The organism is Shewanella sp. 1CM18E (assembly GCF_023161665.1).
In the GTDB taxonomy this organism is placed as follows: domain Bacteria; phylum Pseudomonadota; class Gammaproteobacteria; order Enterobacterales; family Shewanellaceae; genus Shewanella.
Genome location: NZ_JALNTW010000028.1, coordinates 1 through 19040, shown reverse-complemented (window position 1 = coordinate 19040; position 19040 = coordinate 1). Strand labels below are relative to the sequence as shown.

Here is a 19040-nt window from a genome sequence, read left to right as displayed (position 1 = left end):
CTTCTAGTTTATTCTATGTCGATATAACTCGCGCTGTTATAGCGCTAGATCAAACAATAGGCGGCATGGCCGGAAATAGATTGATGCAAGAGCAATATACTCCTTCAGAAATTGAAGCTAAAGTGCAGCAGCACTGGCAAGACACCAAAACATTTGAAGTTACCGAAGACGCAAACAAAGAAAAGTACTACTGCCTTTCTATGTTCCCGTACCCATCGGGTCGACTGCACATGGGTCACGTACGTAACTACACCATAGGCGATGTTGTGTCTCGTTACCAACGTCTGCAAGGTAAAAACGTGCTTCAACCAATCGGTTGGGACTCTTTCGGCCTGCCTGCTGAAAACGCTGCAATCAAAAACAAGACTGCACCGGCGCCGTGGACTTACGAAAACATCGACTACATGAAGAACCAGCTAAAAATGCTTGGTTTTGGCTATGACTGGTCACGTGAAATCGCAACTTGTACGCCAGAATACTACCGCTGGGAACAGTGGTTCTTCACTAAGCTGTATGAAAAAGGTCTAGTGTACAAGAAGACTTCTTCTGTTAACTGGTGTCCAAACGATGAAACTGTTCTTGCCAATGAGCAGGTTATCGACGGTTGCTGCTGGCGCTGTGATACTACGGTTGAGCAAAAAGAGATCCCACAGTGGTTCATCAAAATCACTGAGTACGCTGAAGAACTACTAAACGACATTGATACGTTAGAAGAGTGGCCTGAGCAAGTTAAGACCATGCAGCGTAACTGGATCGGTCGTAGCGAAGGTATCGAGATGACGTTCCAGGTTGCTGGTAGCGATCAGAGCTTTGATATCTACACTACTCGTCCAGACACTGTGATGGGTGTAACTTATGTTGCTATTGCTGCAGCTCACCCACTAGCTGAGCAAGCAGCCGCTAACAACCCAGCTCTTGTTGAGTTCATTGAGGAATGTAAAAACGCCGACACCACTGAAGCCGCTATGGCTGCAATGGAAAAGAAAGGTGTTGCTACCGGTCTTAATGCGATCCACCCAATTACGGGCAAAGAAGTGCCAATCTGGGTAGGTAACTTCGTACTGATGAACTACGGTACAGGCGCAGTAATGTCTGTTCCTGCTCACGATCAACGTGACTACGAGTTTGCTAAAAAGTACGGCCTAAACATCGAAGCAGTTGTTAAGCCAGTTGACGGCGAAGTCGATATCAGCGAAGAAGCGTACACTGAAAAAGGTGTGCTATTTAACTCTGCAGAATTTGACGGTTTGGACTTCCAAGCAGCATTTAACGCAATCGATGCCAAGTTAACAGCTGAAGGCAAAGGCAAGCGCCAAGTAAACTTCCGTCTACGTGACTGGGGTGTTTCACGTCAACGTTACTGGGGTGCACCAATTCCAATGGTCACTTTGGCAGATGGCACAGTGATGCCAACTCCTGAAGATCAATTACCAGTGATTTTACCAGAAGATGTGGTTATGGATGGTATCCAAAGCCCAATCAAGTCTGATAAAGAGTGGGCTAAGACCACAGTAAATGGCCAAGAAGCGTTCCGCGAAACTGATACCTTCGATACCTTTATGGAGTCATCTTGGTACTACGCACGTTACTGTAGCCCTGATGCAGACGAAATGCTTGATCCTGCAAAAGCAAACTACTGGTTACCAGTTGATCAATACATTGGTGGTATCGAGCACGCTTGTATGCACCTATTGTACTTCCGTTTCTTCCACAAGTTACTGCGTGACACAGGCCTAGTGAACTCTGATGAGCCAGCTAAACGTCTACTGACTCAAGGTATGGTACTGGCTGATGCTTACTACTATAACAACGAGAAAGGCGCACGTATTTGGGTTGCTCCATCTGATGTAACTGTACTAGAAACTGACGACAAAGGTCGTACTGTTAAAGCCGTAGACAGCGAAGGCAATGAACTGGTTTATACCGGTATGAGCAAGATGTCTAAGTCTAAGAACAACGGTATCGACCCACAAGAGATGGTTGATAAGTACGGCGCAGACACAGTACGTCTATTTATGATGTTCGCAGCACCACCAGAGCTAACGCTTGAGTGGCAAGAATCAAGTGTTGAAGGCGCGCACCGCTTTATTAAGCGTTTGTGGAAAACAGCACACGACCATATCGCAACAGGCCCAACTGTTGAGCTTGATGTTAAATCACTCAACGCTGCCCAAAAAGAGCTGCGTCGTGAACTACACAAGACAATTGCTAAAGTAGGTGATGATATTGAGCGTCGTCAGATGTTCAACACCGCGATTGCATCAATCATGGAATTGATGAACCGTCTACAAAAAGCACCGACTGAAACAGAGCAAGATAAAGCACTAATGCAAGAAGCATTAAATGCTGTAATCCGCCTGCTTTATCCAATCATTCCACACACTAGCTTTGTATTGTGGAACGAGCTTGGTAACCAAGGTGCAATTGAAGATGTACTGTGGCCAGAAGTTGACGAGTCTGCATTGGTTGAAGACAGCAAGCTGATTATCGTTCAGGTTAACGGCAAGCTTCGCGCTAAAATCACCGTTGCTGCAGATGCCAGCAAAGAAGAAGTTGAAGCTGCAGGTATGGCTGAAGACGGCGTGATCAAGCACACCGAAGGTAAAGAAGTTCGTAAAGTTATCTACGTACCGGGCAAATTGCTCAATATCGTTGCTAACTAATCCTTTATACACAAGGAAGACAATATAAAGCCTATGCTAATTAAACGCATAATTTTAGCAACCTTAGCACTGAGTATTTTACTCAGTGCGGGTTGCGGCTTTAGGTTACAAGGTAGCTACTCAATTCCTGAGCAGCTACAAACCCTAAGCCTTAGTAGTCAAGATGAATACAGCGAACTGACCCGCCTAGTGCGTGAACGCCTTCGCTTAAACAGTATTGCAGTGGTATCTCCTAATGACGACGTTGCAGCACTTAGGATCATCAACGACTCTTTAGACCGTACAACCCTTTCAATCTATCCTACTGGTAACGTTGCTGAATATGAGCTTACCTATCAGGTTAGTTTTGCAGTACAGCTACCTGAAGCCGAGTCACAACGCTTCGACGTGGCAATCCACCGTGATTACCTTGATGATCCGCGTACCGCACTAGCAAAAAGCCGTGAAATGGAACTTTTGCTAAAAGAGATGCGTATTCAAGCAGCTGACAGAATTATTCAAACTCTGGCGGCAGCAGAGGTCAATTAATGCGGGTCTACCCAGATCAGCTAGTGCGCCAGCTTTCTCCTTTACCTCAGTGTTGCCTTATTTTCGGTGATGATCCTTGGTTATGTGAACAAAGCCGTGCAGCACTGCATGCTGAGGCGAAACACCAAGGCTTTGAAGAGAAAATTCAGTTAACCCAAGAAACAGGGTTTAGCTGGAATGAGCTTTATGAGCAGTGGCAAGCAATGAGCTTGTTTTCAAGCCGCCGCATTATTGAGTTGACGCTTCCCCAAGCGAAACCTGGCACTGAAGGCAGCGCCATGCTGCAATCATTAATGCAAATGGATAATCCAGATGTATTACTGATATTAACCGGTCCTAAACTGGCTGCTGAGCAAACCAAAAGTAAATGGTTTAAAAGCCTAGATGCTAAGGGAATATATGTTCCTTGCACTACGCCAGAAGGTGCACAGTTTCAGCGCTGGCTGGACGGACGGATAAATCACTATGGTTTATCTATGGGACGAGATCCACGGGAAATGCTGTTTGCCCTATATGAAGGCAACTTGCTAGCCGCAGATCAAGCTTTGCAGCTGCTGCAATTGCTTAGTCCAAATGATCCCATTAGCTGTGAGCAACTAGAACAGTACTTTGAAGATCAATCGCGTTTCAGCGTATTTCAGCTAACCGATGCCATGCTCAATAATCAGCAAGATAAAGCCCAGCACATTCTGTCGCAGCTTAAAAGCGAGGGTGTCGCTATGCCGATTATCTTATGGTCAGTCTTTAAAGAGCTCGGGGTATTAATGCAGCTAAAGTCTGCTCAAAATAATCGCCAACCACTACAGGGGTTATGGAGTAAACTGCGGATCTGGGATAAACGTAAGCCTATCTATCAAACTGCACTCAACCGCCTTGAGCTTAACCATGTTGAAAGCCTGCTTGCAGCCACTTCTGCAATCGAGTTAAAGCTTAAGCAACAAGGCATTGAAGATTGGACAGGCCTAAGTCATGTCAGCTTGTTATTTGATCCTAAAGCTCACCATAAACTTAGCCATATCGATCTTGCCTAATGAAAGTCGGTATTCTAGGTGGCACATTTGACCCAATACATTTTGGCCATATTCGTCCCGCGCAAGAGGTTAAGCAACAACTTGCGCTGGACGAAATCTGGCTGATGCCAAACCATATTCCCCCTCACAAACAAGGTACACATGTCAGCACGCTAGATAGGTTAGCAATGGCGCAGCTTGTTTGTGATGAACTAGCAAGCTTTAAAGTCTGTGATATTGAAGCTAAACGACAAACACCTTCTTACACAGCAAAAACCCTTGAGCAACTCAATGCGCTTTTTCCTCAGCATGAATTTTATTTCATCATGGGAATGGATTCATTTTTAAATCTCAATAAATGGTACCAATGGCAACAACTATTTCGCCTTTGTCATATCGTAGTATGTAAGCGTCCCGGCTGGCAGCTCACAGATAAAGACCCCATTCAAGCTTTACTAAAACTACACATACATAATAGCGAAAAACCAAGCACATTAGGTACTGGCGAGATATTTATGCTTGATATCGTAGAGCAAGATATTTCATCAACCGCGATACGCCAGCAATTGCAGCGCGGCAGTATTCCAGCTGCAACAATGCCACTGTCCATTCAAACTTATATTCAACAACACCAGCTTTACCAACCCAACTTCTTAAGCAAAACAGAATAAACCCTACGCAAAACGCAGATATTTATAGGCAGAGCTATTAATCTAGATCTGAAATACTGCTATACTATCGCGCTGTCTTAAAATTAATGGGGTACCAGCGTGGAAAGCGCAGAGTTAAAGCAATTTGTAATTGATAAGGTTGAAGACCTTAAAGCAAAAGATATCGTTGTAATGGACGTATCAGAGAAATCAAACATCGCCGATTTTATGGTTGTATGTACTGGTAACTCAAAAACACACGTTAAAGCAATCGCTGAAAATCTAGTGGTTGAAGCTAAGCGTGCTGGCCTAAGCATTCTAGGCGTTGAAGGCCGTGAGAGCAGTGAATGGGTTCTTGTAGACCTAGGCGATGTGATCATGCACGTAATGCAAGATCAAACTCGCGATTTCTACCAGCTTGAAAAACTTTGGTCAGAAAAGCCTGAGTAATGAAGATTCAGTTAGTCGCAGTTGGAACCCGCATGCCAGATTGGGTTGAAACAGGTTTCAAAGAATATCAGCGCCGCTTTCCTCGAGATATGGCGCTCGAGTTAATTGAAATCCCCGCTGGCAAACGTGGTAAAAATGCCGATATAGCTCGCATTCTGCAAAAAGAGGGCGAGTTAATGTTGGCAGCGATCCCTAAAGGGAACCATATCGTTAGCCTGGATCTACCAGGTAAAAACCTGACAACACCGCAATTAGCAGAGCAAATGAATAAATGGCTACTCGATGGCCGTGACGTTAGCTTATTGATTGGTGGACCTGAAGGGTTATCACCGGAATGTAAACAGGCCGCAGCACAAAGCTGGTGTCTATCTGCATTAACCCTGCCTCACCCTTTGGTACGTGTGATTGTTGCTGAAAGCCTTTATCGAGGCTGGAGCATTAATAATAATCATCCATACCATAGAGAATAATATCGACATCATAATAAACTGAACAGGCCTTAACAGGATTAGGATATGTGCTTGGCACCCTTTTTTAAGCAGGAGAGAATGTAAGTGTCCCCAAGAAAGCGCATAACCATGAACGACCATGCGGCCGAAGCGTCGCTGTTTAAAAGTCGTGCCCTGTTTACGTTTTTATGTGTGTTTATCCTGCTGAGCTTATTGCTCGCAAATCTTTATAATCTGCAAATCACCTCTTTTAAAGATTACGAAACTCGCTCAAACGACAATCGTATTCGCGTTGTTCCTATTGCTCCTAGCCGTGGTCTTATTTACGACCGCCATGGCCAACTTCTCGCTGAAAACCAACCATTTTTCTCGTTAGAAATGGTGCCTGAAAAGGTTAAAAACGTCAGCGAAACTTTAGATGAGCTAAGTCAGGTTATTGAACTGTCAGCTGATGACAAAGAAAACGTACTCGACTCGCTCAAGTATCACCGCCGCTTTAAACCGCTAACCATTAAAAATAAGCTTACTGAAGAGCAAGTTGCCGAATTTAGTGTTAACCAGCATCGCTTCCCGGGGATTTCTGTCGAGGCAGGTCTAAAACGCCATTATCCTTATAACGGTTTAATGACCCATGCTTTAGGTTACGTTGGCAAGATTAATAGCCGAGACCAAACATCTCTAGAGCGTAACAATTTGTGGGCAAATTACGCCGCAACCAAAGATATTGGTAAGCAAGGCATCGAAAAGTTCTATGAGAGCATGTTACTTGGCAAGCCCGGTCACCTTGAAGAAGAGGTCAATAACCGCGGCCGAACTATTCGTACTCTAAAATCAGAACCGCCAGTTCCAGGACAAGATATCTACCTAACGTTAGATCTTGATCTCCAGAAAAAAGCCTTAGAACTGCTTAATGGCCGTCGTGGCTCTATTGTAGCGATTGACCCAAGAGATGGTGGCATTTTAGCGCTAATCTCGAGCCCAACTTACGATCCAAATCAGTTTGTACATGGGATTAGCAGTAAAGCTTATAGCGAGCTTTTAAACTCTAAGTCGCGCCCATTGATTAACCGTGCTACTCAAGGCCAATATGCACCAGCATCAACGGTAAAACCACACTTAGCCCTACTTGGCTTAGAGAACAAAACTGTTACCGCAAAAACCCGTATTTGGGACCCTGGTTTTTGGCAGATCCCAGGTGTCGAGCGTAAATATCGTGACTGGAAACGTTGGGGCCACGGCTGGGTAGATGTTAACAGCGCTATCGTTAGCTCCTGCGATACCTACTTTTACGACTTAGCTTACAAAACCGGTGTCGACTCCATTGCTAACTTTATGCAGCCATTTGGTTTTGGTGAGCGCACTGGGGTAGACATTTTTGAAGAGTCAGCTGGCATCATGCCATCTAAAGACTGGAAGCGTCTGCGCTACAACCAACCTTGGTATATCGGTGACACAATTTCTGTAGGTATTGGTCAAGGCTATTGGACCACCACGCCACTACAACTTGCTAATGCTACCGCGATTTTAGCTAACAATGGCCGCCGTTTTGTGCCGCATATGCTCAAGTCAATTCAAGATCAAACGGCAAAAATCGATACACCGCCAGATGAGTTGCCACCAATTGTATTAAAAGATCCTAAAAACTGGGACATCATCAATGAAGCAATGCGCGATACCGCCCATAAGTCGCGCTTTACCGATGCGCTATACACTGCAGCAATGAAAACCGGTACTGCACAGGTATTTAGTGTGGCGCAAGATGAAGAATACGATGCAGAAAATATTGATGAGCGCCTACGCGATAACGCTCTAATCGTCGCTTACGCGCCTTATGAAAACCCTAAGATTGTACTAGCCGTAGTACTTGAAAACGCTGGTTGGGGTGGTGTCAATGCTGGCCCTGTTGCTCGAGCTCTGCTCGATGAGTATTTATTAAGAGATTCATGGAATAAAACAAAATGAGTGCACACAATACCCGTCCAAACATCTGGCAACGCTTACACATAGACTTGCCACTGTTATTCGGTCTATTAGCACTGATGGGCTTTGGACTCTTCGTTATCTACTCTGCAGGCGGTGAAGATCTCGCCCTGATGGATCGTCAGCTTTTTCGCATGGGCTTGTCGCTAGTGGTGATGTTTGCAGTTGCGCAAATTAACCCAGAGGTACTCAGACGCTGGGCATTTCCAATCTACATAACAGGTATTATTCTACTGATCGGTGTGCACTTTTTTGGTGAAATCAATAAAGGGGCGCAGCGCTGGTTAAACCTTGGTTTTATGGAGTTTCAACCATCTGAATTAATGAAACTCGCCTTCCCTATTACTATGGCGTGGTACATCAGTAAGTTCCCACTGCCACCTAAAAAGCGCTACCTTGCCGGTGCAGGGGTAATCTTATTAGTACCAACAATTCTAATTGCCAAACAGCCGGATCTTGGCACCTCAATTTTGGTTGCCGCCTCGGGTATTTTTGTGCTGTTTTTATCGGGGATGAGCTGGCGGATTGTCGGCACCTTTATTGGTAGTGTATTAGCTATGCTACCTGTGCTGTGGTTCTTCTTAATGCATGACTACCAACGTACGCGCGTGTTGACCCTGCTTGATCCAGAAAAAGATCCTCTCGGTGCGGGTTACCATATTATTCAGTCAAAAATTGCCATTGGTTCAGGCGGACTACTAGGTAAAGGTTGGCTACAGGGCACTCAATCGCAATTGGAGTTTTTACCTGAGCGTCATACTGACTTTATTTTTGCTGTTATCGGTGAAGAGTTTGGTTTAATCGGTGCTTTACTGCTGCTGGCACTTTATCTTTATATAATTGGCCGCGGCTTGGTCATTGCCTCACGCGCGCAAACCAGTTTTGCCCGTTTATTAGCTGGTAGCATTACCTTAACCTTCTTCGTCTATATTTTTGTCAACATTGGTATGGTTTCAGGCCTTTTACCCGTTGTAGGTGTGCCGTTGCCATTAATCAGTTATGGTGGTACATCTATGCTGACACTAATGGTCGGTTTTGGCATCTTAATGAGTATTCATACTCATAGACGTTTTATCGATAGGTAAAATAGCTCAATACACAATATTATTAGCATTGTGGCGCATTCAATATCACCTACCACAATGCTATTCATTTAATAAGGACTGCCTGTAAATGAATCTTTTAAAGCGCTTAGTGACACCTTTGGCTTTCACTTTTCTCTCTTGCTCTGCCATTGCAGCCCCAACATCAGCTGAAGTCGATGCACTCAAAGCTGAATTTATGAAAACTCAAACGGAAAAAGGCTTCGAGCCTGCCGAAATCAGCCAATTTATCGCCAATGCTGAGTACAACCAAGCTGTAATTGATGCGATGACTAAGCCTTGGGAAGCTAAACCTTGGCACCAGTACTACCCTATTTTTCTTACTGAGAAACGACTCGATGCAGGTTTAGCCTTTTGGAATGAACATGCTGACCTTATTGCTAAAGCGTCAAAAGAGTTTAATGTCGACCCGCAAATTATCGTAGCAATTATCGGTATCGAAACCTTTTACGGCGGTTATATGGGTAACTACCCAGTAAAAGACGCCCTCTATACTTTAGGCTTTCACTACCCTCCAAGAGCTAAGTTCTTCCGTAGTGAATTTGCAAACTTGCAGTCATTAGTAAAAGAAGAACAGTTAGATATTAATAGCTTGAAAGGTTCTTATGCTGGAGCAATGGGCTTTGGCCAATTTATTCCGTCTAGCTATCGCCACTACGCAGTGGATTTTGATAATGACGGTAAACGTGATTTGTTAAACAGTAAGGCAGATGCGATTGGCAGTGTAGCCAACTATTTTCATCAGCATGGCTGGCAAAAAGATCAGCCGGTAACGTTACAATTAACCTTGAATAAAGACTTACCTGATAACCTAAAAACATGGTCTGGTGAGCGCTTGCACTACAAAGTCGCAGATATCTTATCACCAGAAGTATCCTTAGCAGAGTCTATGGATTTAGATGTATCACAGCCTGCTATGTTAGTTAAGCTTGAGCAAGCTGATCACGATGAATACTGGTTAGGACTTAAGAATTTTTATGTTATCACCCGCTATAACCGTAGCCCACTCTATGCTATGGCGGTTTATCAGTTTAGTCAGGAATTAAAGAAAGCTTATGTTACTCAATAAAGCCCTTAGTATTTTAGTTGTGATTGCTGCGCTCTCGGCGTGTTCGAGTGGCGGCCGTTATGAGATTGACAACGATAAGGCACCCACCTCTGCGCCAGATGTAACCAAAGTAGAAGACGCTCACCCTAAGTATGAGCCCTACAGCCGCGGCGGTAACAAAAGCACTTACACTGTTTTAGGTAAAAGCTACAATGTGATGAGTACGGGCGAAGGCTACGCAGAGAAAGGGATTGCCTCATGGTATGGTGCTAAGTTTCATGGTCACCTGACTTCAAATGGCGAAACCTATGATATGTATTCGATGTCAGCGGCTCATAAAACTTTGCCACTGCCTAGCTACGTAAAAGTCACTAATCTTAAAAATGACAAAACTGTTATAGTACGGGTTAACGATAGAGGTCCGTTCCATGAAGACCGTGTTATCGATCTCTCCTATGCAGCAGCTCACCGACTCGACATGCTCAAAACAGGCACTGCAAACGTTAGCTTAGAAGTCATTTATATCGCCGATCCAGAATCAGCCGCTCTTGCAGAATTAAAAGGGACTAAGCAACACTATATTCAAGTTGTCGCATCTTCGAGTAAAGAGCGCATTGAAAGCTTAGCTAACAGCCTTGAGCAAAAATACCAAGTAAAAAGCCGAGTTCAAAGCGGCGATAACTTATATAGATTGCAACTTGGACCTATTTCTCAGTCAACTCTTGCTAATAAGCTAACAGAAAAGCTAAAAACAGAGGGTTACCCAAGTAGTTATCTGCTTACTGAATGAACCATGTTTAATGAACCAACGCTGAATTCCGTTGTCGACTAATGATATACTCGTAGGAATTACACTTTCTTCATACCAAACTATTAAGACGTGCATTATTAATATGAATTTACTGAACAAACCTCTAAAAACGCTTTTGCTTGCGAGCTCAGTCGCCGTATTGTCAGCACAAGCCGCTCCTGTTGTCACCCCAAATGCACCTACTGTAGCAGCTAAAGCTTATGTGTTGATGGACTACAACACTGGCCAAATTATTGCTGAAGAAAATGCTTACGAAAGCCTAAATCCAGCCAGCTTGACCAAAATGATGACCAGTTATGTTATTGGTCACGAGATTAAAGTTGGCAACATCTCTCCGAGCGATGAAGTCACTATCAGTAAAAATGCTTGGTCGAAGAACTTCCCTGACTCTTCAAAAATGTTTATCGAAGTTGGTAAAACAGTTTCTGTAGAAGATCTAAACAAAGGCATTATTATTCAGTCAGGTAACGATGCTTGTGTTGCTATGGCTGAACATATTGCCGGTACCGAAGACGGCTTTGTTGATCTAATGAACTCGTGGGCAAAACAGCTAAATATGCAAGATAGCTATTTTGAAAACAGCCATGGTTTAGATTCAGATAACCACAAAACCACTGCTTACGATATGGCAATTCTAGGTGCTGCGATTATTCGTGACGTGCCAGAAGAGTACGCTGTATACAAAGAGAAATCGTTCACTTATAACGGCATTAAGCAGTACAACCGTAATGGCTTGTTATGGGATAAAAGCTTAAGCGTTGATGGCATCAAAACAGGCCACACTTCAGGTGCTGGTTTTAACCTTGTTACTTCAGCAACCAAAGACGGCATGCGTCTAATCTCGGTTGTTATGGGGACTAAGAGTGAAGCAGCACGTAAAGCTGAAAGTAAAAAGCTACTTAACTATGGCTTCCGTTTCTTTGAAACAGTTACTCCATATTCTGCAGGCGACACTTTCGTTACCCAAAAGATATGGTACGGCGATCGTGAAACTGTTGATTTAGGTGTAACTACAGATACACCAATCACAATCAGCCGCGGTCAAGCTAAAAACCTACAAGCAAACTTTGAGCTAACCAAAGAGCTAAAAGCACCAATTGCTAAAGGTGAAACAGTTGGTCGTATCTATTTCCAACTTAACGGTAAAGATATTGCTCAGTTCCCACTTGTTACTCTACAAGAAGTTAATGAAGGTAGCTGGTTTAGCAAATTAATGGATTACTTTAAGCAGATGTTTTCTGGCTGGTTTAGCTAAGCTAAGGTAACCTAGCAAAAAGCCACCTTCGGGTGGCTTTTTCGTTTTTAACTTATCTCTATTTGCATCAATATTTTAACTGTTCCAGCCCTTATCTGCTTCTACTAACTTGCTGCTCACTTCATCTATAAGTTTGTTAGCAAAAAACTATAGTATGAATTCACATCTGCTAAGCATTACTATCAAACAAGCGCATCGGGCTTGAATTAGGTATAATTGCCACCATATAAGTGTAATTGAAATTGTTGAGAGCAAAAAAATGTTAGAGACTAAATTTGATGAGTTAATGGAATTTCCTAATTCATTTCCATTTAAAGTTGTTGGCGATGCAAGCGAAACACTAGCAGATCGCGTTGTAGCAGTAGCACAAAGATTAGCTCCAGGTGACTACGCGCCATCAACTAAAGCATCAAGCAAAGGTACTTACTACTCAGTAACTATCCGCGTAACAGTAACCAGTAAAGACCACATTGAACAACTTTACACCGAATTAGCCGCAATTGACGGTGTAAAACGCGTACTTTAAATATTACTCATCAATGATAAATGTGATCTAGATTACATTTGTCATTTTGCAGCGTATAATAGCCCCCACAAATATTTGAGGGGAGAGGTTGCCCTTGTACGACAACGCTTTGCACATTCGCAATTTAGGTAAACAAGATTACGAAACTGTGTGGCATGCAATGCAACACTACACAGATAATCGCGATGAAAACAGTCAAGATGAGATCTGGATTGTTGAACATAATCCAGTATTTACTCAAGGCCAAGCAGGCAAGAGTGAGCACATCCTAAACCCAGGTGACATTCCTGTTATTCAGGTAGACCGAGGTGGCCAAGTGACCTATCACGGGCCAGGACAGTTGGTTGTTTACCCTCTCCTCGATATAAAGCGGCTCAAAGTGGGTGTACGCCAACTTGTCACCCATATTGAGCAAAGCATTATCAACATGCTTAAGCGTCATCAGATAGAAGCCTATGCCAAAGCTGATGCACCTGGGGTTTATGTTGAAGAACGCAAAATTGCATCCTTAGGTTTACGGATCCGTAAAGGATGCTCATTCCATGGATTGGCCCTTAATGTCGATATGGATATGTCGCCATTTCAGCGCATTAACCCTTGTGGTTACGCTGGTATGGAAATGATCCAATGCAAGCAGCTTGGTGGACCACAAACCGTCGAAGACGCAGGTCTGCAGCTAATTGAAACTCTCAGCCAAGAACTCGGTTTAGACAAGCTAGTTCACCACCAAGGATTACCAGAGTCATATGAATAGGCCTGAAAGATTACAACCTGGCGTTAAACTAAGAGACGCCGACAAGGTTTCACGCATCCCTGTGAAAGTGGTGCCATCTGAACGTGACACCATGCTTAGAAAGCCTGATTGGCTGCGAGTAAAGTTACCTGCATCAAATCAGCGCATTACCGATATTAAACAAGCTCTGCGTAAAAACGGATTACATTCAGTTTGTGAAGAGGCATCTTGCCCGAATCTGTCTGAGTGCTTTAACCACGGCACAGCGACCTTTATGATCTTAGGCGCGATTTGTACTCGTCGCTGCCCATTCTGCGATGTAGCCCATGGTCGTCCGCTAAAGCCTGATGCTGAAGAGCCAAAGAAATTAGCTCAAACTATTAAAGACATGAAATTGAAGTATGTTGTTATTACTTCAGTTGACCGTGATGATTTACGTGATGGCGGTGCACAGCACTTTGCCGATTGTATTCGCGAAATTCGTTTACTCAATCCAGAGATCAAAATTGAAACTTTGGTTCCTGATTTCCGCGGCCGCATTGATGCAGCACTGGAGATCTTAGCCACTGAGCCACCAGATGTGTTTAACCACAATCTAGAGACGGCGCCAATGCATTACCGCAAAGCGCGTCCGGGTGCTAACTATCAGTGGTCGCTTGATCTATTGAAGAAGTTTAAAGATCGCCATCCTAACATTCCAACCAAGTCAGGTTTGATGATGGGTCTAGGTGAAAGCAACGAAGAGATCGCACAAGTATTACATGACTTACGCGCACATAACGTTGAAATGCTAACTTTAGGTCAGTATCTACAGCCATCTAAGTTCCACTTACCAGTAGAGCGCTATGTATCGCCTGCTGAGTTTGATGAGCTAAAAGAGCTTGCTGAAAGCATCGGCTTTACTCATGCAGCTTGTGGTCCGCTAGTTCGTTCAAGCTACCATGCAGATCTACAAGCCCAAGGCAAAGAAGTTAAGTAATCTACTCTTTGTACATATAAAAATAGCGCCTATAGGCGCTATTTTTATATCTGACTCTCACTCAATTTGTCGTGCAACACTTTAAAATGACAGTTGCATCAATACCGCATCTTCAGCGCCAGTTTGGGTTTTATAGTAGCCCTTACGCACACCTGTAATTTCGAAACCAAGCGATTCATATAATGCTCTTGCAGTGGTACCAGATTGTCTCACTTCAAGTAAGAGTACCTCAGCTCCTTTTTCTTTACTTGCAGCAATAACAGCGGTTAATAGCGCTTTGCCAAAGCCCTTTCCCTGTGATTTGGGATCGACACAAATATCCATCAAGGTTGCATCTTCAAAGATTTGATGCAAAATCGCAAAACCACAAAGCGAGTCATCCTCAATAATCCCAAAGCTTGTATACAGATGTCCAAAACAGCTTTTAATACTTGCTTCGCTCATCGGATGACTATGAGCTCTCGCCGCAACAATAGCCATTTGCGAACACATATCCTCACATAACAATACTGGAAGCATCATATTCCCTTTTTAGCCATATAAGCTTGCATATTGCCCCACAACGCTCTTTTAGCTTCAATATTTGCTTCAAGCTCGTTAATAGGCGCAGAAATGAGTCTATCGTCAGCAGCAACCGCTTGCTTACCACGCATATCCCAAATCACATTAGCGTTAGGTTCAGCCCTAACAGCAAAACGGCAATGAGCAATATCGACGCCTATTAAAGCAAGCACCTTACTAATAATAGGGCTATCAACCTCTTTAATTCTAAGTGGGTTTACCAGCACGGTTAGTACTTCATTTTGAGGCACAGCTTTTTTCCAGCGAGTAATGCCCATGGCATCAAGGTAAGCATTCTTTTCCATGACAACTCAATCGAATAGAGGATATAAATGATTTAGCGAAAGCATAACAGTAAGTTGCTACAGAGTTAACCTGCATCTACTGATAAGATTCAGTCTACAGCACACTCTTATACCAATTAATATAAGGTATTACGGCAAATTGCAGATACGAAAAAGCCGAGCTAATGCTCGGCTTTTTCTGAATTTGGCAGGGGTGGCAGGACTCGAACCCGCAACCATCGGTTTTGGAGACCGCTGTTCTACCAATTGGAACTACACCCCTGTTGACGGAACGCATTATGCTAAAACTCCCTTAAAAGGTAAAGCACTATTTAAGAAGGAGGTGACTAACTGCAGATTTTTCACCCAAACAGCAGTATTCAGCCAACAACAAGCATCAATGCCAACCGATATAAAATTCGCAGGTAAAATAATGGTAAACTACAGATACGAAAAAGCCGAGCTAATGCTCGGCTTTTCTAAATTTGGCAGGGGTAGCAAGACTCGAACTCGCAACCATCGGTTTTGGAGACCGCTGTTCTACCAATTGGAACTATACCCCTGTTGATGCGTTAGATTTTGCTTAATATTGGCCAAAAGGTAAAGTACTTTTTGCACTAAAGCCGCTGTTTGCAGTTTTTTCAGGCGTTTAGTACGTACTTCAAGCATAAAATGAGCTGAAACCATAAAAGATCGACTTTCTGTAGACGGGTCTATACTCGCCTTTATGAATCGAACTCCCTAAAAGAGAGCTTTCCAGCCCATGCATTAACAAAGCGCTATGAATATATCACTATAGAATCGACTAAATCACTACCGCCATAGACGGGTGGAAATAGCAACAACTGGAGTGAACATTTGTTAGACGGGTTGAGTAGTTCACTATTAACAAAACTCAACAATCTCTAGAGTTAACAAGCTATGTTTAAGTGAACCTATAAGCCGTGTATCACTTGGATACGCCAAGCGAACCTCCATGGACCCATTATTAAAAAAAACAGATCCTTGTGCTGATAAGTAATCAAATGGTGCGTTAATCCACAACGACATTAAAGATGCTCAGACAGAACCTAATTGATAATAAAACCTACTGAAATAGGTGGTTGGGCCTGCCAACAAAAAACTGCAAGATTGGCACTACACTATTAATTTTTCGCAGTATTTATTTCTAATCATAAATAACCTTACTACTAGCCAATAAAATGCCCCTTTAAAAAGGGGCATTACATCAAAACTCGTACCTAAACAGATACATTAAAATCTAATTAAATACCGACTTCGCCACCGTCGTCTTTACGAATAACAACGGTTGCTGCGCGAGGCCTTACTGACAAGCCATCAGGTGTTGCTTCTGTCGCGACAGTCGAATAGGGCCAGTTTCTTGGGTGCTGAATGTTGGCAAATACCGTGGTGTAATCAGAGGTAATAGCGAAACCTGTGACCTCACAGCCGTTTGGACCGACAAAGAATCTTTTTAACTCCGCTTGATTATCAGCATTAACTACCTGCTGTTGGCCATTCTCATCCGTCATTGAAGATGGAACGATCGCTAGCATTTGGTCATTAGTATAGTCTTCGACTTCATCTGCACCGTTATCGGTTTGTACCCATAAAATACCGCGCTTATCAAAAGCTAACCCGTCTGGGCTGGCAAATTGATTTAAATCGGTTAGGCCAGAGCGGTTAGTTTGTTCATCGCCATCAACCGGCGAACCAAAGACAAAAATATCCCAAGTAAATTCAGTAGCAGTGCTACCTTCATCCCATCGAATGATATGACCAAAACTATTATTCAAACGAGGGTTTGCAGGGTTAGTGCTGTCAACGCGCTTAGTGTTGTTAGTCAGCGTCAGATAAACAGTACCAGTAAATGGATCAACACTCGCCCACTCAGGGCGGTCCATTGGCGTAGCACCGACGAGATCCGCTGCCCCAGCAGTATTTAGAATAATTGCCGCAATTGAATCAAAGCTATCTGCTAAGGTCTTACCATCTGTTGTCACGCTGTCTAAAGTCAAAGGTAACCACTCGCCAATACCGTCTTCATTGAACTTGGCAACATACAAGGTACCGTCGTTCATATACTTATCACCAGTGGCAATGCGATTAGTAGAATCCGCGTCGGCTGCGTTCCATAACGCTTTAGACTCAAACTTATACAAGTACTCAAAACGGGAATCATGACCAGAATAGAAAACAACAGGCTTGCCTTCCTCTAGCTTACCAAAAGTACAGCCTTCATGGCGAAAACGACCTAACGCTGTACGTTTTACCGCACGCGAATTAGGGTTATATGGGTCAATTTCAACGATATAGCCATGACCATTAGCCTCATTGCGGTAGTCACCTGCCGCACTAGCCGCCGAAGGCGTCACATCAAAACGAGCAAACTCATCTAAGCGCTCTTCATCATTACCTGCAAGCTGATCCCACCCATATCGAGTGCCAGATGTTGATAGTCCAATACGCTCCTGCTCTTCAGTTAATTCACCACGATTAACAAAATAGCCAGGCCAGTTTTCTTCACAGGTTAAATACGTGCCCCAAGGAGTATAGCCATTACCGCAATTATTAAGCGTGCCGCGTGCTTGACTACCATCAGGCGAGTAACGGGTTTCAAGATATGCGCTATAAGCTAATGGTCCAGAAATATCCATCACAGAGGCACCGGTGAACCGTCTATTGTGCGAGTCATTTTTGATCACTTCCCACATACCATTGTTGAGCTTTATACGCACAACTGAAACGCCATGTGCGTTGATCTCTTTGCGAACTTCATCAAGTATGCTGCGGTTACCATCAGCATCAGCTGTCGGTCCCATTGGATGCAATGCCGCTTGATCAATATATTCGTGGTTAACACAAAGCAGACCATCGTCACCCGCTTCATTTAGAGGAAAGAAGTGCATACCGTCATGATGCATGCCCATTGAATTGGCTTGATCTTCAGCAGTATTAAAGCCGTCAGGCTTAAATGCACTGGCTTTGTCATTCAATGGCTCTCCCCAAGGCGCTAACACATAAGCAGAGTACCCAGCAGCAACCGCTACCGCATCAGTTTTTGAGCCAGCGATAGAGTCAAAGCCCAAAATTGCTTGGCTTACATTAGGTACGTCTGGATCAGGCGTTGTTGGCGTAGTATCAGTCGCTGAAGAGTCGTTACTTGAGCTACATCCCATCATGCCAAAGCCACTAAACGCTGTCATAGCGCTTAAACCTAGACCGCTCCTGACAAAATTACGTCGTGAAATGTGTTTATCTAGCACTTCATTAAATGGGGTGTTTTTACTTTTGTTGTAGCGAGTTGGATCAAATGTAGCCTTGCTCATAATTCATCCTTGCAGTCAAAAATAATCAATCGTTTTTGTAATTGTCGACCAGCAGAATAAGAACAAAATATGACAAACTAACTTAATGCGTATGACAGAAATAAAACCTTATGAATGCAGAACTGATTAGATCAGCCATAAAACGATGAGGTTTGGACTGCATGATTAATTAAATTGCAGACGCAAAAAAGCCAGCTATATGGTAGCGGGCTTTCTAGCCTCTCTTTCGAGAATTCTGTTTTGTCTTCACTTTTGCAAAAATGAAATCAAAGTTGCGCCTGGAAATGACCTACGACCCACATGGATGTGGTAAGTGTCGATTATGCTGGAGCATATAATCGCCCTCGGTTCGCGCAGCGAACAAATGGGGGCGAAGAAGCCCTGCTTTGGATGCCACGCATTCAAGGGCTTTGAAGCGCGAGTAACTTGTTACGAAGCTGGAGACCCCGCTCAGCGGCGGGTCGACGTCGGGAGTAGGTATTGCACGTACGTGCTTAAGTAGAAAGTCACCTTAACCTATAACGATACATTGATTAGGTAATCTTAATTACTTTTATATCGTCCAAACGAAAAAAAGCCACCTTATTCAGGTGGCTTTTCTACTTAAATAGGCGCCTGGAAATGACCTACTCTCACATGGGGAGACCCCACACTACCATCGGCGATATTGCGTTTCACTTC

Annotated in this window: 17 protein-coding genes and 2 tRNA genes; 14 read left to right on the top strand and 5 right to left on the bottom strand. The window is 43.6% G+C overall.

What is annotated here, in order from left to right:
- The first annotated feature begins 83 nt into the window (after positions 1-83).
- The 14 genes from leuS to lipA all read left to right on the top strand — a co-directional run bounded on the left by leuS (position 84) and on the right by lipA (position 14185).
- Positions 84-2663 carry a leucine--tRNA ligase gene (leuS, locus tag MSG37_RS21045; protein ID WP_248472733.1) on the top strand — a complete coding sequence of 860 codons (2580 nt, stop codon included), beginning with the start codon at positions 84-86 and terminating at the stop codon, positions 2661-2663.
- Between the two features lie 33 nt (positions 2664-2696).
- The gene (gene lptE / locus MSG37_RS21040; RefSeq protein WP_248472731.1) at positions 2697-3191 is read left to right on the top strand and encodes an LPS assembly lipoprotein LptE; all 495 of its coding nucleotides are present in this window, start codon (positions 2697-2699) and stop codon (positions 3189-3191) included.
- Positions 3191-4222 (top strand): DNA polymerase III subunit delta, encoded by a 1032-nt coding sequence (holA, locus tag MSG37_RS21035; RefSeq protein ID WP_248472729.1) that lies wholly within the window; start codon positions 3191-3193, stop codon positions 4220-4222. Before lptE ends, holA begins: the two co-directional genes overlap by 1 nt.
- On the top strand, positions 4222-4872 hold the full coding sequence (gene nadD / locus MSG37_RS21030; RefSeq protein ID WP_248472727.1) for a nicotinate-nucleotide adenylyltransferase: 651 nt from the start codon (positions 4222-4224) through the stop codon (positions 4870-4872). The genes holA and nadD overlap by 1 nt, the downstream gene beginning before the upstream one ends.
- A gap of 99 nt (positions 4873-4971) precedes the next feature.
- Complete coding sequence (rsfS, locus tag MSG37_RS21025; RefSeq protein ID WP_248472725.1) at positions 4972-5301, top strand: ribosome silencing factor; 330 nt, start codon at positions 4972-4974, stop codon at positions 5299-5301.
- Positions 5301-5771 carry a 23S rRNA (pseudouridine(1915)-N(3))-methyltransferase RlmH gene (rlmH, locus tag MSG37_RS21020; RefSeq protein WP_220780082.1) on the top strand — a complete coding sequence of 157 codons (471 nt, stop codon included), beginning with the start codon at positions 5301-5303 and terminating at the stop codon, positions 5769-5771. Before rsfS ends, rlmH begins: the two co-directional genes overlap by 1 nt.
- Positions 5772-5855: 84 nt before the next feature.
- Positions 5856-7712: a penicillin-binding protein 2 gene (gene mrdA / locus MSG37_RS21015; protein ID WP_248472723.1), complete on the top strand. Its 1857-nt coding sequence runs from the start codon at positions 5856-5858 to the stop codon at positions 7710-7712.
- Positions 7709-8815: a rod shape-determining protein RodA gene (gene rodA, locus MSG37_RS21010; RefSeq protein ID WP_248472722.1), complete on the top strand. Its 1107-nt coding sequence runs from the start codon at positions 7709-7711 to the stop codon at positions 8813-8815. Before mrdA ends, rodA begins: the two co-directional genes overlap by 4 nt.
- Before the next feature lie 88 nt (positions 8816-8903).
- Positions 8904-9902 carry a lytic murein transglycosylase B gene (mltB, locus tag MSG37_RS21005; RefSeq protein ID WP_248472720.1) on the top strand — a complete coding sequence of 333 codons (999 nt, stop codon included), beginning with the start codon at positions 8904-8906 and terminating at the stop codon, positions 9900-9902.
- A complete protein-coding gene (locus MSG37_RS21000) occupies positions 9889-10671 on the top strand; it encodes a septal ring lytic transglycosylase RlpA family protein (RefSeq protein WP_248472718.1) in 783 nt (260 codons plus the stop codon). Before mltB ends, MSG37_RS21000 begins: the two co-directional genes overlap by 14 nt.
- 103 nt (positions 10672-10774) lie before the next feature.
- Positions 10775-11947 carry a serine hydrolase gene (locus MSG37_RS20995; RefSeq protein ID WP_248472717.1) on the top strand — a complete coding sequence of 391 codons (1173 nt, stop codon included), beginning with the start codon at positions 10775-10777 and terminating at the stop codon, positions 11945-11947.
- 259 nt (positions 11948-12206) lie between these two features.
- Positions 12207-12473, top strand: a complete 267-nt coding sequence (gene ybeD, locus MSG37_RS20990; RefSeq protein WP_248472715.1) for a DUF493 family protein YbeD — start codon at positions 12207-12209, stop codon at positions 12471-12473.
- A gap of 94 nt (positions 12474-12567) precedes the next feature.
- The gene (gene lipB / locus MSG37_RS20985; RefSeq protein WP_248472713.1) at positions 12568-13227 is read left to right on the top strand and encodes a lipoyl(octanoyl) transferase LipB; all 660 of its coding nucleotides are present in this window, start codon (positions 12568-12570) and stop codon (positions 13225-13227) included.
- Complete coding sequence (gene lipA, locus MSG37_RS20980; protein ID WP_248472711.1) at positions 13220-14185, top strand: lipoyl synthase; 966 nt, start codon at positions 13220-13222, stop codon at positions 14183-14185. The genes lipB and lipA overlap by 8 nt, the downstream gene beginning before the upstream one ends.
- Before the next feature lie 81 nt (positions 14186-14266).
- Here the strand turns inward: lipA and rimI are convergent, their stop codons facing one another.
- The 5 genes from rimI to MSG37_RS20955 all read right to left on the bottom strand — a co-directional run bounded on the left by rimI (position 14267) and on the right by MSG37_RS20955 (position 18359).
- Positions 14267-14704, bottom strand: a complete 438-nt coding sequence (gene rimI, locus MSG37_RS20975; RefSeq protein WP_248472749.1) for a ribosomal protein S18-alanine N-acetyltransferase — start codon at positions 14702-14704, stop codon at positions 14267-14269.
- Positions 14704-15051, bottom strand: coding sequence for a hypothetical protein (locus MSG37_RS20970; protein WP_248472709.1), 348 nt, complete (start codon positions 15049-15051; stop codon positions 14704-14706). Before MSG37_RS20970 ends, rimI begins: the two co-directional genes overlap by 1 nt.
- 185 nt (positions 15052-15236) lie before the next feature.
- Positions 15237-15313, bottom strand: a tRNA-Trp gene (locus MSG37_RS20965).
- Between the two features lie 203 nt (positions 15314-15516).
- Positions 15517-15593: transfer RNA gene (locus MSG37_RS20960), tRNA-Trp, on the bottom strand.
- A gap of 702 nt (positions 15594-16295) precedes the next feature.
- Positions 16296-18359, bottom strand: a complete 2064-nt coding sequence (locus tag MSG37_RS20955; RefSeq protein ID WP_248472707.1) for a PhoX family phosphatase — start codon at positions 18357-18359, stop codon at positions 16296-16298.
- Positions 18360-19040: the final 681 nt, after the last annotated feature.

Coding starts and splice junctions, on each gene's coding strand:
- lptE (WP_248472731.1), top strand. CDS start 2,697: ATGCTAATTAAACGCATAATTTTAGCAACCTTAGCACTGAGTATTTTA.
- MSG37_RS21000 (WP_248472718.1), top strand. CDS start 9,889: ATGTTACTCAATAAAGCCCTTAGTATTTTAGTTGTGATTGCTGCGCTC.
- leuS (WP_248472733.1), top strand. CDS start 84: ATGCAAGAGCAATATACTCCTTCAGAAATTGAAGCTAAAGTGCAGCAG.
- lipA (WP_248472711.1), top strand. CDS start 13,220: ATGAATAGGCCTGAAAGATTACAACCTGGCGTTAAACTAAGAGACGCC.
- MSG37_RS20995 (WP_248472717.1), top strand. CDS start 10,775: ATGAATTTACTGAACAAACCTCTAAAAACGCTTTTGCTTGCGAGCTCA.
- mltB (WP_248472720.1), top strand. CDS start 8,904: ATGAATCTTTTAAAGCGCTTAGTGACACCTTTGGCTTTCACTTTTCTC.
- rodA (WP_248472722.1), top strand. CDS start 7,709: ATGAGTGCACACAATACCCGTCCAAACATCTGGCAACGCTTACACATA.
- MSG37_RS20970 (WP_248472709.1), bottom strand. CDS start 15,051: ATGGAAAAGAATGCTTACCTTGATGCCATGGGCATTACTCGCTGGAAA.
- rlmH (WP_220780082.1), top strand. CDS start 5,301: ATGAAGATTCAGTTAGTCGCAGTTGGAACCCGCATGCCAGATTGGGTT.
- rimI (WP_248472749.1), bottom strand. CDS start 14,704: ATGCTTCCAGTATTGTTATGTGAGGATATGTGTTCGCAAATGGCTATT.
- nadD (WP_248472727.1), top strand. CDS start 4,222: ATGAAAGTCGGTATTCTAGGTGGCACATTTGACCCAATACATTTTGGC.
- ybeD (WP_248472715.1), top strand. CDS start 12,207: ATGTTAGAGACTAAATTTGATGAGTTAATGGAATTTCCTAATTCATTT.
- MSG37_RS20955 (WP_248472707.1), bottom strand. CDS start 18,359: ATGAGCAAGGCTACATTTGATCCAACTCGCTACAACAAAAGTAAAAAC.
- holA (WP_248472729.1), top strand. CDS start 3,191: ATGCGGGTCTACCCAGATCAGCTAGTGCGCCAGCTTTCTCCTTTACCT.